This is a genomic window from Actinomadura madurae (assembly GCF_900115095.1).
In the GTDB taxonomy this organism is placed as follows: Bacteria; Actinomycetota; Actinomycetes; order Streptosporangiales; family Streptosporangiaceae; genus Spirillospora; species Spirillospora madurae.
Genome location: NZ_FOVH01000026.1, coordinates 41,486 through 54,084 on the forward strand (window position 1 = coordinate 41,486; position 12,599 = coordinate 54,084).

General features: G+C 66.4%; 12 protein-coding genes. 6 read left to right on the forward strand and 6 right to left on the reverse strand.

Translation table 11 applies throughout. The features are described 5' to 3' along the window. Nucleotides 1-109 precede the first annotated feature (109 nt). The 3 genes from BM339_RS43420 to BM339_RS43430 all read right to left on the reverse strand — a co-directional run bounded on the left by BM339_RS43420 (nucleotide 110) and on the right by BM339_RS43430 (nucleotide 2,803). Entirely contained in the window at nucleotides 110-697 is a 588-nt protein-coding gene (locus tag BM339_RS43420) for a TetR/AcrR family transcriptional regulator (protein ID WP_021592941.1), read from the reverse strand. A 275-nt stretch (nucleotides 698-972) separates the two neighbouring features. Then, on the reverse strand, nucleotides 973-1,956 hold the full coding sequence (locus tag BM339_RS43425) for an aldo/keto reductase (RefSeq protein WP_075024623.1): 984 nt from the start codon (nucleotides 1,954-1,956) through the stop codon (nucleotides 973-975). After that, a complete protein-coding gene (locus BM339_RS43430; protein ID WP_075024624.1) occupies nucleotides 1,865-2,803 on the reverse strand; it encodes an IclR family transcriptional regulator in 939 nt (312 codons plus the stop codon). The genes BM339_RS43425 and BM339_RS43430 overlap by 92 nt, the downstream gene beginning before the upstream one ends. Before the next feature lie 643 nt (nucleotides 2,804-3,446). On the opposite strand from BM339_RS43430, the gene BM339_RS43435 reads away from it, so the two are divergent. Further along, nucleotides 3,447-4,409 carry a thiamine pyrophosphate-dependent dehydrogenase E1 component subunit alpha gene (locus tag BM339_RS43435; RefSeq protein WP_075024625.1) on the forward strand — a complete coding sequence of 321 codons (963 nt, stop codon included), beginning with the start codon at nucleotides 3,447-3,449 and terminating at the stop codon, nucleotides 4,407-4,409. A 33-nt stretch (nucleotides 4,410-4,442) separates the two neighbouring features. Next, a complete protein-coding gene (locus BM339_RS43440; RefSeq protein WP_024935192.1) occupies nucleotides 4,443-5,369 on the forward strand; it encodes an SDR family NAD(P)-dependent oxidoreductase in 927 nt (308 codons plus the stop codon). A 22-nt stretch (nucleotides 5,370-5,391) separates the two neighbouring features. On the opposite strand, the gene BM339_RS43445 is transcribed toward BM339_RS43440, so the two are convergent. From BM339_RS43445 to BM339_RS43455, 3 genes are all read right to left on the reverse strand, one after another. Then, nucleotides 5,392-6,195 carry a FadR/GntR family transcriptional regulator gene (locus BM339_RS43445; protein WP_075024626.1) on the reverse strand — a complete coding sequence of 268 codons (804 nt, stop codon included), beginning with the start codon at nucleotides 6,193-6,195 and terminating at the stop codon, nucleotides 5,392-5,394. A 274-nt stretch (nucleotides 6,196-6,469) separates the two neighbouring features. Then, nucleotides 6,470-7,366, reverse strand: coding sequence for an SAM-dependent methyltransferase (locus BM339_RS43450; protein WP_420883417.1), 897 nt, complete (start codon nucleotides 7,364-7,366; stop codon nucleotides 6,470-6,472). A 48-nt stretch (nucleotides 7,367-7,414) separates the two neighbouring features. After that, the gene (locus BM339_RS43455) at nucleotides 7,415-8,497 is read right to left on the reverse strand and encodes a DUF5753 domain-containing protein (protein WP_075024627.1); all 1,083 of its coding nucleotides are present in this window, start codon (nucleotides 8,495-8,497) and stop codon (nucleotides 7,415-7,417) included. A gap of 710 nt (nucleotides 8,498-9,207) precedes the next feature. Between BM339_RS43455 and BM339_RS49320 the strand changes: the two genes are divergently transcribed. From BM339_RS49320 to BM339_RS43465, 4 genes are all read left to right on the forward strand, one after another. Further along, a complete protein-coding gene (locus tag BM339_RS49320) occupies nucleotides 9,208-9,693 on the forward strand; it encodes a hypothetical protein (RefSeq protein WP_143118826.1) in 486 nt (161 codons plus the stop codon). Nucleotides 9,694-9,829: 136 nt separating this feature from the next. After that, nucleotides 9,830-9,982 (forward strand): hypothetical protein, encoded by a 153-nt coding sequence (locus BM339_RS50430; RefSeq protein ID WP_177287916.1) that lies wholly within the window; start codon nucleotides 9,830-9,832, stop codon nucleotides 9,980-9,982. Between the two features lie 47 nt (nucleotides 9,983-10,029). Next, nucleotides 10,030-10,440, forward strand: a complete 411-nt coding sequence (locus BM339_RS43460; protein ID WP_075024628.1) for a cytochrome P450 — start codon at nucleotides 10,030-10,032, stop codon at nucleotides 10,438-10,440. A gap of 720 nt (nucleotides 10,441-11,160) precedes the next feature. Beyond that, nucleotides 11,161-12,045, forward strand: coding sequence for a DUF4429 domain-containing protein (locus BM339_RS43465; RefSeq protein ID WP_075024629.1), 885 nt, complete (start codon nucleotides 11,161-11,163; stop codon nucleotides 12,043-12,045). The last annotated feature ends 554 nt before the right edge of the window (nucleotides 12,046-12,599 follow it).

Here is a 12,599-nt window from a genome sequence, read left to right on the forward strand (position 1 = left end):
CTCTGCGTCGAGGTCAGATCACCGACGGCCCTGCTCGAACGAGTGGAGCGCCGTCTTTCGTTCGTAAGACCGGTCAGGCGCCGGAAGAGGCGGAGGAGGGCGGTGCGTCCTACTCGTCGGTCAGGCAGGCTTCGATGATCTTCGTGAGCTTGCGCTCCAGCGCGTCGCGTTCGTGCTCGCTCAGGTCGTCCAGCGAGCGGCCGAAGATCGCCCCGATACCGAAGAGCCCGAGCCCCATTGTCAACGACGCCATCAACCGCAGGATCGTCTCGGAGTCGTCCCGGTCTCCGAGCTTCGCTCTCAGGGGGCCGGTGAACCGCTCCTCCAGTTCCGCCTGCAGCAGCGTTCCGCCGTCGAGGTCGACCGACCTCACCAGTGCGACGGCGGGGGTCCGGGCCTGGACGTCGTCCCAGAATTCGAGCAGCCGGCGTGCCCACTCGGGCGCGGTGTCCGGCATCTCCGGCTCATAGCCGAATTTCGCCGAGGCGACCACCTCGAAAAGGGCGCGCTTCGATCCGAAATACCTGTTGATCAGTGCCGCGGTGACATCCGCGTCCGCCGCGATCTCCTGCAGGGTCACATGGGCGTATCCGCGTGCGGCGAAATGCCGGGCGGCCGCCTTGACGATCTCGGCGCGAGTCAGCTCGGCATTGCGCCCGCGCGCGGGCCCCCCACGGGCGGTGCGATTCCGGTTCACCTCGTCGACCGGAACGGCTCGTGGGAGTGATCTCCTTTTCGGGGCTGTTGCATCAGGCGGCCGTTGAGCCGCCCCCACCGTTTCAGCAGCCGCAGACGGACCGCAGCCACCCGCACCTCCGCTCGCCGTACGATCATCCGAGAATTAGATCATCATACCTTCATCCCGAGACCCGATTCAAAGGACGACCGGCCGGTCCGCAATGGTGGTCATGCGGCTGAGCGCCTCCAAGCGGGCGGAACGTAGATCGCACGGCCGCCCCGCGGACCCGCAGGTCAGGACCATAGCGTCGGCTCTGGGGGGAGGAGCCGGTCGAGCTCGTCCATTTGCGCGTCGTCCAACCTGACACCGTCGACCGCCGGCACAAGTTGATTCAGTTCTTCCACCGTCTCCGGGCCGACGATGGCCGTGGCGATGCCCGGCCTGCCCAAGAGCCATGCCAGGGCGACGCCCGATGTCGTAAGACCCCACTTGTTCGCGAGTCCGGTGACAGCCATGGCCAGGTCGCGTTCGTGTCCGGTGAATCCCTGCCCTCCCCAGCGAGCGTCGCCCTGGTACGGACGGTCCGCTGTTCCCGCCGCGAACAGCCCGCCCGCAAGAGGACTGAACACGGCCGTTGGCAAGCCGAAATGCCGCGCGGCGGGAAGCACTTCTCGCTCGATCCAGCGCTTGGCGAGGCTGTAGCGGGTTTGATGGCAGATGGGCTTTCGGACTCCGATGTTCTCCGCGACGAGAAGTGCTTCGGTCAGCTGCCACCCGTCATAGGTGGACAATGCGTAGTGGCGGATCTTGCCTTGGCGAATGAGGTCATCGAATGTGCCGAGGAGTTCCGCGATGCCGGTGTCGGGATCGGGATGGTGGGCATAGTAGATGTCCAGATGATCCGTCCGAAGGCGGCTCAGGGTCCGTTCGACCATCCGCATGATGTGCGTGCGGCCGAGACCGCGATCGTTGGGGCCGCCTCCGATCGGTTCTCCGACCTTGCTCGCCAGCACGACCTCGTCCCGGCGCTTTCCGAGTGCGGCACCCACGATCTCCTCGGACGACATCCGCTCGCCGGCGCCGGGAAGTCCCGCCCGGTCGAACCGCGCCTGGTTGCCGTAGCTGTTCGCGGTGTCGATGTAATTGATCCCGGCGTCGAGCGCGGCGCGGATCATGCGATCCGCCTCAGTCGCGTCGGGTGCCAGCCCGAAGGTCGCGGTGCCCAGGCCCAGCCGGGAGACGCGCAGCCCTGACGCGCCGAGGTTCGTGTATTCCATGGGGCTCCGTTCTCTGGGAGGGGCGGGGATCCGCGGGGCCCGCGACCTGATGGGACAACTCCCGGGTCGTCGCGAGGAGAAGGTGGCCGTACTTCGCTTCGAGCCTGCGGTTCGTGCAGGAACAGATGGAGACGGCCGCGATCGCCTGGCCCGACCACGGATCGAGGATCGGCGACGCGATGCAGTACACGCTGTTCTGCATCTCGCCGCGGTCCGATGCGATCCCGGTCGATCGGGCCTCGTCGAGTCGCCGTTCCAATTGGCCGGCACCGCGGACGGTGCTGCTGGTGAAGCGACGGAAGGGGCCCCGGAGGACGTGATCGATGACCGCGTCCTCAGCGAAGGCGAGCATGGCCTTGCCCAGAGCGGTCGCGTAGGCCGGTCGCCGCGCGCCGACGGCGGTCGAGCACAGGGCGCCGCTGTGGCCGAACAGCTTCTCCAGGTAGAGAACGTCACCCCCGGCCAGCGTCGCGAGGTGGATGGTCTCGCGACTGGCCACGAACAGGCTCGACAGGAACGGCATGGCACGGTGCCGGAGACCCGTCGAGCCGAGCAGGGTGAACCCGACCCGGTTGCCCAGCTCGAAGACCCGCTCGGTGAGCGCGTACCTTCCGTCGACCTTGCGGACGTATCCGCTCTCGACCATGACGGTCAGCAGGCGATGGGTGGTCGACTTCGGGGCGCCGATCGAGCGCGCCACCTCGGTCACCCCCAGGATGGCGCGGGGACCGCGGAAGGCGTCCAGGATCGCCAGCGCCTTCGCCGCCGAGCTCGCACCGTGCCCGGCGTCGTCGGCCGCACGCGGGCCGGGCGCGGCCGGGTCGCCGCTCGTCACTGTGATCGCCACGGTCGCTCACCCCGCCTCACCGGAGACTAAGTATATGGCTATTTACTTAGCTCACGGTAAGCGCGACGATGAGGCATGTCAAGAACGCGATGGAAGCCAGTTGCCATCTTGATCAAGAGCGGACAGTTGCCCTTCTTCCTCAACCGAAGTCAAATGTTCGACAGCTACGCGCAACGAGGGCGGAGGCGGAGGCGGCCCACTGGTGCACGCGGCGAGGTAGGGCGCCTTCGCGATGGTTCCCCCGCTGGGGGGCTGCTCGCCGCGCGGAGGAGGGGCCAACCTCGTCCGACAGCCGAGGCGAAGGTGCTCTGTCGGTCATTGACCCTGTAAGTAAATGACCATATACTTCCGACGGTCGCCGGCCTCCGCGTGATGGTCGGCCCTGGCTTGAGGGGGCTCTCATGGCCCGTGACGCAGACAGCGGCCCATGGTCAGTGGCACGCACCGACTTCACCGACACCGACCGGCTCAGGACTCCGTACCGTCCCGCAGGTTCCCAACGCCGAGGAAGCCTCGTATGCGGCCGGGTTCTCTGCCGCACCCTCGGCCCGCCCCACGCCACACCGGGGCGACACATGGCGGCGGAGCCGCCGGGACATTCCCCGGACGCACGACGGCCCCCGACGGACAGAGGGAGGCAGGCATGACCAGGGAACACCACCTGATCGATCTGATGGACATGTGGAGGATCAGGGTCCTCGAGGAGAAGGCCGCCGAGTTCCTCGCCGCAGGGCAGCCATCGGGAGCGGCGCACGTACGGATAGGACGAGAAGCCGGGCCTGTCGGCGCGTGCTCCGAGCTGGGGCCTGAAGACGCTCTCTTCGCCACCCACCGCGGGCACGGCTGGGCGTTGCAACGAGGTGTACCGGCACACGTGATCCTCGCGGAGACCCTCAACCGAGCCACAGGCGTCCACACCGGACGCGGTGCGTCGACCGCCCGGAGACCTTGTAGCGCACCTCCGGGCGATTTCACCCCGCAGTACGGCTTCTACGGAGAGACCGCTGGCACCGGACTGCCGATCGCCGTGGGCGCCGCCATGGCGGGCCGTTTCGGCCAGAGCAACCGCGTGTCCCTGACGGTGTTCGGCGATGAGGCTTTGAGAGAGGGACGTGCCCAAGAGGCGGTGAACATGGCCGCGGCTTTCCGCCTACCGGTGGTCTTCATCTGCGAGGAAGACGTCCATCCGGAGGTGACCCCAAGCACAGACACGGTCATCGAAGACGAACCGTGGATGTGCGCCGCCGGATGCGGCATGGACGGCTCCCACGTGGACGGCCAGGACCCAGTGGCAGTCAGAGCCGCTTGCCGTCTGGCGGTGGAGCGGGCTCGCGCAGGTGAAGGACCGACCCTCCTTGTGCTCACGACCGAGCGACCGCCCGAACACCGCACCGGCCACGCGGGCGAGACGGACCAATGGAGTCCCACGGAGCCGATCACCCGGTTGGCGGAGAAGCTCCGAGCGTCCGGTGTCGCCGACCAGGCCATCGCGGCGGCGGAGGAAACGGCACGGAACGAGATCGAGACGGCCTGCGACCACGCCCTCGCCAACATGGTGCCCGACCCGGCGAAGGCCCTAGCCCAGGCACAGTGCGCCACCGCCTGACGAAGGACCAGAGCATCGCGAAAGAGGGAGAAAATGCCAGAAATGCTCTTCGACGGGCGGGTCGCCATCGTCACCGGCGCGGGCGGAGACCCCGGGCTCGGGAGGTCATACGCGTTGATGCTGGCGTCGCGCGGCGCCCGAGTCGTGGTGAACGACGTGGGCAGCGGCGTCAAGGGCGCTTCGGACAACGCGTCCGCCGACACCGTCGTCGACGAGATCCGTGCGGCCGGCGGCAGGGCCGTGGCCGACACCCACAGCGTGGCGGACCCCGACGGCGCCCGCGCGATCGTCCAGACAGCAGTGGACGCGTTCGGAGGCGTCGACATCCTGGTCAACAACGCCGGCGTGTGCATCTACGCGGAGGCCGACGAGATGTCGGACGCTCACATGCGGCTCACCATGGACGTCAACCTCATGGGCACCCTGTGGATGTGCCGCGCCGTCTGGCCGCACATGCGCGAGACCGGCTACGGCCGCATCGTCAACACCACCTCCGCCGCCGCGAAGGGCATCGAGAAACTCTCGGCGTACGGCGCGGCCAAGGCGGGCGTCATCGGACTCACCCGCTCCCTGTCCATCGAGGCCTCGCGGCACGGAGACGTGAAGGTCAACGCGATCGGCCCGGGCGCCGGGACCCGCATGGTCGCGGTGGCGATGCGGGAGGGATCGGACGCGGCGACCGCCGCGATGCGGAACTCTCCGGATCGAGTCGCCCCGACCGTGGCCTACCTGGCCCACGAGGACTGCCGCCTCAATGGAGAGGTGCTCCAGTCGGCCTTCGGTCGCGTGTCCCGTCTCGTCCTCAAGGAGTCACCGCGCGTGGAAGACCTGGGCGAACGGCCCGAGGACGTACGGGATCACCTGGACGAGGTCATGGATCTCACCGAGGCCGAACTCGTACCGCAGACGGGCGAGGCCTTCGCGGCGATGGCACAGGCCGCGAAGCCGTACACGGCGTGAATCGCGGTCACACGACCCATGGTCAGATGCCGGCCCGGCCCTCGTCCGCCGGCCCGAGTTCGACAGGCCCGGGTGCCGTGGACGCGGCGCCGTTCGGCGCGGGTCTGGGATGCTCCTCGACGTACGCGGCGTGAGCGGTCATGGCGAGCTCCGCGGCATCGGGATCCCCGGCCTTGATCGCGTCGAGCAGCCGCTGGTGCCGCCGTCCGGCCTCCTCGGCCGACTCGGCGTCGCGAACGGGCTCGGTGACCATGTGCAGCGCGTAGATGAGGCATGCGAGGACCCGGTTGCGGGAGGCGAGCGCCACCGTCGTGTGGAACTGGGTGTCCATCGCCAGAGCCTTCGGGTCGTCGCGCGAAGTGCGGGCCAGCTGGGCGAGGATTCGTTCAAGCGCGCGGACGTCGGCGCCGGTCCGGTTCTCCGCGGCGAGCCGGGCGGTCGGCACCGCGAGCATCCGGCGTACAGCACCCGCCTCACCCGGCTCAATCGTGCCGAGCTTGAGAAGGTTCTGCATCCCCTCCAGCACCACCTGCCCCAGCGCCCAATGGTCCACGCTTCGGACGAAGCTGCCACCTCCGGAGCCCGGCACCTTCGTGATGAGGCCATTGGCCGCCAACGAGCGCAACGCCTCGCGAACCGTGGTCCGAGAGACCGAGAACTTCGAGGCAAGCGCGGCCTCACTCGGCAGCCGCGTCCCGATCGCCAACTGGCCGCTGAGGATCGCCTGGCGGATCTGCTCCTCCACCTGCTCGCGCGGCCGAAGAACCGGCTTCGGCTCGAACAGCGCCTCATCGGCGGCCGCGGCTTGAGGAGCAACGTCGGACATTGAAGGCCCTTCCTGAAGCGCCCATCTGCCAACCACCAGCACTAGCCCCACCGTACCTTCGGACACCGCTCCGGCAGGCACCAACGGCATACTGTCCAATATTCAAAGCTAAGACCGAAAGCACCCCAACCACGAGGCATCCTCGCCACCTGCACCCCTGACTCCCGGAGCCATCATCCCAACGCCTCGAGAGAGCTGCGCCGAAGTATCAGCACACGCCCGATCCGCCGCAGGGGCTTCTCACCAGGGTTGATCGGTATGGCGGTTGAGGGATTCAGTCTTTCCTCCCGACGCCACCGTAGGCGTGGGCGTCCGGCGTCGGTTCGAAGGGGCTGGGTTCAGGATGCCAGCGGTTGACCGGGACAAAGCCTGGTTCGACCATGGTTAGCCCGTCGAAGAAGGCGGCGACTTGGTCGGGTCGGCGGAGTCGGTACGGGACCGCGCCGGTTTCGTCGTAGCCCTCCTGGGCTTCGGCGAAGGCCTCGTCGGTGTCGGTGCCGTCGTTCAACGCCAGGTAGCTGCCCGACGGAAGTCCGGCCAAGAGGCGCCGGACGAGATCTCGGGCCGTGGCATCGTCAGTGACGTGGCCCATGATGCCGTTGAGGATCAGAGCAATGGGTTCATTGAAGTCGAGGGTTTTTCTGGCGCCGCGCAGGATGGCGGGCGGGTCGTAGAGGTCGGCATCAACGTAGTCGGTGGCCCCGTCGGTGGTGCTCGTCAGAAGCGCCCTGGCGTGGACTAGGACGAGTGGGTCGTTGTCGACGTAGACGATGCGTGAGTTCGGGGCCACCCGCTGCGCCACCTCGTGAGTGTTGTCCACGGTGGGCAGGCCGGTCCCCACATCCAAGAACTGCCGGATGCCTTCCACCTCGGCCAGGTAGCGGATCGCTCTGGAGAGGAACGCTCGGGAATGACGGGCCAGATCGATGATGCCAGGGAAAACACGAACGTACTCGTCGCCGGCCTGTTGATCAACCGGGAAGTTGTCCTTTCCGCCCAGCCAGTAATTCCATATTCGGGCCGAGTGGGGCACCGAGGTGTCGATGGTGGCGTCCAACATTTTCTCGTGCTCCTGGCGGGCGGGCTCGTCGTTTCGGCTGTTCACGCTCGTCTCCCATGAGTTTGCCGTGTCGTCACGGCGGTGTTTGACGTAGGCGTCGCGCCCCAACATGACAGCAGACCTCTGGGGTCGTTGGCCAGACCACGTCGGCGTCGGACGTCACTGCCGCTTGAGGATGCTGCGCAGGATTTGCGTCGAGTCGTCCGGTAGCGCCGCTGAAACAGCCAGCTCGCTCAGCACAGCATAATACTCCCTCACTAATGGCGAATCGGGCGGATACAGTCCGTGTTGCCACTCCTGCAACACGAGTACGTCCGGGACATCCGCCTGACGGAAACGCAGCAGCCGAATCGGGCCTCTGGCGCAGAAGTGAGCACTGCCCGCAGGGCGGATCTGGAGGGTGACCTGAATCAGGTTGGTCAGGTCGAGCAGGTGCTGCAACTGTCCGCGCCACACGTGGGGTGGAAGGTCCAGATACGGTGGCTGACGGAGTGCCGTCTCCTCAAGCACGATCCACAATGCGACGGCATCAGCGCGGCGCAGCATGCGTTGCCCATGAGCTTGCAAGGTGGTCGGCTCCGCTTCCCTGGCGTAGCGGTCGGATGAAGACTGAAGGTGGTCGGCCAACTCTGCCGTCTGCAGGTGAGCGGGAATGCCGTGTGGATCGTAGATACGCAAGCGGCTGCACCACTCCTCAAGCACCAGACAGGGCTGGAGCGAGCGTGCTACGCGCATCCCGGAGGCGGTCACGCCAGGCTGCTGCTTTCGTGCCCAGTCGAGGAGAACGGCGCGCCGCTCGTCCTCGTCATCGAAGGGGCCGTCGGCTTGCCGCTGAAAGCGAGGCAACTGCAGTTGAGAAGTCCCAGCCTGTCCCTCGCTGGATCGTTTCACGCAATTCAGCAGTTTCAGCGCCTTCTCGTGTCGCTGTTTCCACTTGGCGACCGTTCCGATGGCGACATCGGGGGCTAGACCGCGACGGGCCGCCATCTCACGGAACACGATCACCAGCGAGCGGGTCATCTCCCACCTTGGTAGCCGCCGCCGCTGCTTGGTGAACAGATCATTCACCGTCGAGCTCAGCAGGGATATCACCGGCCCACCCGGCGGCTGCTGCGTTCGCTGCCGCAACTCTTCCGCAAGCTGTTCGATGGCGGCATAGGAGGGCGGCGCAGCGGTCGCTCGCGCGGCGTCCAGTTCGGCGATGAAGTCGTTGATCACGCGCTGCTTGAACTCGTCCGACAACCCATGCTCCGAGAGTGTGTGACGAAACCCCGCTCACATTCCGGCGGACATCCTGTCATCGCCACCGGAAACGGAACAGGTCAGTTGACACACTCGCCTCGCCGACCTTCCCGAACACCTTGATCATCGGCATTCCAAGATCGCTGAATGATAGGCAAGCACTTACTTGTGATTCGGTTTGTATCCGGTTTTGTCCGGGTACCCGCGATTCCGGTTCCAGGGTGGTCCGATGTGCTTCAGCGTTGGCGCGTGCCCGAACCGCCACAGTCAACCCGCGACAGAGCCACTTCGGCGGCGACCAGCCATGCCGCAGTATGTCGCCCGCATGGCGTCAGTGTAGATGACGAGGTACTCGCCCTGTGTCTGTACACGGTCTGGGCGCTGCGCACCGGCCGCCCGCTTCCGACACGACCGTATACCGACCTGACCCGCCCGGAATTGGAGGAATTTTGGAGTGACCACGTCCCCACCCCACCGAGCGCCATTCAGAACATCGTCGGACAGGCATTGCACTGAAAACGCAGTGGGATCCGCCGAGACGATCGCTTGATAGGGCCAGCCTCATCCACGCGATCACACTCAAACTGAGGTATTCGACTACGGCCATGTACACGACCATCATCGTCGCCGACATCATCGGCTAGGCCCGTCAAGCCCGCACCGAGGACCTGCAAAGCGTCCTCCGCACAAGGGTCTACCAGCAATTGGCCGTGGCCTTCACCATGACCCAGATCCCCTGGGACGAGTGCCACATCGAAGACCGCGGCGACGGTGTCCTGATCATCGTCCCGGTGACGGTCGACTGCGACTACTGCCTCGACCCCCTGGTGCACCACCTGGCAGTCGCCCTGCGCCGCGACAACCGGCACGTCGGCGATGCCACCCGCCTACGCCTTCGGTTGGCCATCCATCTCGGCCATGTACAGCGCGATGACCGCGGCGTGAGCGGGCACGCCACCATCCATCTCTTCCGCCTGATCGAGGCCTCAGCCTTCAAACGCGCACTACAGAACACCGACACCGATCTCGGTCCTGATCTCCGACCAGCTGCACAACGAAGCCACTCAGCGAGGCGGCATGTACAACCCCAGCGCCTACCGGCCGCTCCGGGTCAGCGTCAAAGAGACCCGCTGCACCGCTTGGCTGTGGCTCGCCCCCCGAACATAACCCGTACTTCATCACCTGGCCCCGGGTGAGCACCATCCTCTTCCCGCAGCCTCGCTTCCCCCGCACAAACGGGGGTTTCCCAGGCCGATCGCAGTGAAGTGCGGCGGTTCGCGGATGCGATCGTGCATCACCAGAAAGGCGTGAAAGACCTGAGCACGGCCGGCCGTGGCGGGCTACTTTGAGGATCTGCTGGCCGAACGTCGTCGGGAACGTCGCGACGGTCTGACTTCGGGGTTGCTGGATGCCACCGAGGGCGACGACCACCTGACCGAGGCACAGATCCTGATCGCGGCCGGAACGAGGCCACCACCAACCTGATCGCCAAAGCCTGGCACTGCGCCTGGCGGCACCTGGAACGTCCGTTGATGGCGTTCGGGCAGATCAGCGGCTGGGTCGAAGAAACAGTTCGGTTGGAGGCGCCGACGCAGGCTGACGGGCGGAAAGTAACCGAGCAATTCACCCTGCATGGCGTGACCACCCCGGCGAAAGCTCGAATGCTGCTGGTCGGCTCGGCCGATCGCGACCCGCGCGTGCTCGACGAGCCCGACCGATTCGACCTGGGCCGCGATAGTGCTGCGAAGATCAGCTTCGGGTCTGGCCGGCACCACTGCATCGGCGCCAACTTGGCGCGGTTGGAGGTCCGCGTCGCGCTGGAGGAGCTCACGGCCCGGGTCAGCGTCTACAGCATCAATGAGACCGGTGCCCGCCGCATCAACTCGCCCTATGAGCGCGGTTTCACCAGCCTGCCGACCGCGGTCACGCCCAGGAGGGTCTGACCGGTTCAGGGCTTGCGGGCGACGGCGCCGATGAAGTGGCTCCCTTGCGGGTTTGCTCCGTGCAGCGGGGACGCGGGCGGCCCACTCGGGGCCCACACGATGCCGGGGCCAAGGAGGTGAAGCCCGGTGAAGAACTATTCACACCTCAGCCGGGTCTCGTGAGTAGATCGGCGGCTTCGATCTTCGATACACGGCTTTGGAGTGCGCGGTGCCGCCAAGGTCCATGCCGCCCTCATAGCCATGGGAGATCGCCACATGGCTGCCCTGAGCCAGATGCCCCATCAAGCGACCGACGAGCCCGGCGGGATCCTCGTCGTCCCCGGACGAAGTGCAGGACCGCCACCACCAGCTGGGTCTGGGCGCGCGACGGGGTTCTGGAAGACCTGATGAACTTGATGACCAGCAGAGCGGCGGCCGACTTGGACCTGGTCAGCGTGGACTCCACCGTCTGCCGCCCGCGTCATCGTGCCGCCAGTATGTTTTCACGCTGTGCAGGAGGATACGCGGGCCACGGCGTGATCGCGGGTTGACGATTCACTCCCGGAAGCTGAGAAGCTCTTGGCGGACAGATCGATCACCACAGCCGGATCTGCAACCATCAGGAGCTTCGGGCGCCTCATCGAGCCTGCAGCAGAGGCTTGCTGCGAACGTGGGGATGGCTCGCGCGGCGCTCGATGTCGTTCTCCTCCGCCAGCGCCGCGCGTACTACGATTTTGGTTCATGGAGGCCATTTCGCGCGAAGGCAAATGGACGTTCGACGGCGAGATACTGCGCATCGTCCCAGCCCGTGAGCGGGGTGTGCACAAACTGCGCAAGGCGATGGGTGAGCTCGTGGTGCCGGTCGAGGCGATCGCCGGCGTGGTCTTCGAACCGGGACGCAAGAGCGGCTGGCTACGCCTCCGCCTGCGCGCCGGAGCGGACCCGTTCAGCCAGGTCGTCGGAAACGCGCTCACCGACTCTGCCGCCGACCCCTACCGGCTGTCGATCGACGCGGGCCGGACGGACGCCGCCGAATACCTAGTGGAGGAAATCCGCCACTCGCTCCTGCTCGAACAGGTGCCGGACGGGCCCTGCGATCGGTTCCTCATGCCCGGGCCGCCGGTGCCGGTGAGCGCTTCGGCGGGGGACGGCACGGCATCGTTCGACGGCGAACGGGTGCGCCTGGAGTGGAACTGGATGGCCAGTTCACGCAAGGAAGGAGCCGGGCCACAGTTGTTCGACCTCGCCGACATCGCGGGAGTGGAGTGGGCACCCCAGTCGGGGATGGGCTACGGCTTCCTGCGTTTTCGGCTTAGGGCGGGCGACTCCGGGCAGACGGCGGAAAACGACCCGCAATGCCTCGCCTGGGGCATACAAAAGGAGGGTGGGCTGACGGCGCTGGTGGCGGCCGCCGTGGTCGCCCATCTGCCGCACCCGTCCGCACCCGCAGTCCAAGCCGCACCGCCCGCTATCGCCGCCCCCGAGCCTCACGTGCGGGAGGCTCCGGCCCACGATCACGACACCCTGTTGCGGCGGCTGCGCGAGTTGGGCGAGCTGCACAAAGAGGGCATCGTCAATGACGAGGAGTTCGCCACCGCCAAACAGGCACTGCTGCGCGGCCTGTGAGTTCCCTATCCAGCCGGCACGCGCGTGTGTGACTCGATCTCGACAAGCCCGGTCAAGTGGGCCAGGCGCCGAAACCGCCACAGCCTATGTACTCTCACCTGCACGGACATAAGCCTTGGCGTCATCGTCCAGTAGTGACCACAGGGTCTTCGGCGGAACCGGTCCAGAGAGTCAAAGGAGAACCGAGCCCGCGAAATGTACTCGAAGTGGTGCGGGTGTTGGCGGTCTCTTGCATGGAGCCGAAGTGACGAACGATGAAGTCGCGGAGGTCGTCGTTGGAGAGGACCGCCCAGTGCAATCGGCAGTCGTCACCTCACCCCGAGACAGGACGTATGCGCTCAGAACGTTTACATACCAGGAAATCAGCCCGGGGCCGCATCAGCCCGGGCCGCATGGCGGCCTGGATTCGCGCTCGGGTGCCGTTGCGTTGCCGGCATCGAAACAACCCGTGAACCGCCTGCCAGGACTGGGAGCACTCTGACAACTGGCCCGCCCAGTTCAACAAGCCCCACTGGGCAGCCTTCCCTGAGACAGGACAGGCACCCGAACACACG

Excerpts from the sequence above, each read along its gene's own strand:
- BM339_RS43450 (WP_420883417.1), bottom strand. The coding sequence starts at position 7,366 with ATGTTGGGGCGCGACGCCTACGTCAAACACCGCCGTGACGACACGGCA.
- BM339_RS43445 (WP_075024626.1), bottom strand. The coding sequence starts at position 6,195 with ATGTCCGACGTTGCTCCTCAAGCCGCGGCCGCCGATGAGGCGCTGTTC.
- BM339_RS43435 (WP_075024625.1), top strand. The coding sequence starts at position 3,447 with ATGACCAGGGAACACCACCTGATCGATCTGATGGACATGTGGAGGATC.
- BM339_RS43440 (WP_024935192.1), top strand. The coding sequence starts at position 4,443 with ATGCCAGAAATGCTCTTCGACGGGCGGGTCGCCATCGTCACCGGCGCG.
- BM339_RS43425 (WP_075024623.1), bottom strand. The coding sequence starts at position 1,956 with ATGGAATACACGAACCTCGGCGCGTCAGGGCTGCGCGTCTCCCGGCTG.
- BM339_RS43465 (WP_075024629.1), top strand. The coding sequence starts at position 11,161 with ATGGAGGCCATTTCGCGCGAAGGCAAATGGACGTTCGACGGCGAGATA.
- BM339_RS43460 (WP_075024628.1), top strand. The coding sequence starts at position 10,030 with ATGGCGTTCGGGCAGATCAGCGGCTGGGTCGAAGAAACAGTTCGGTTG.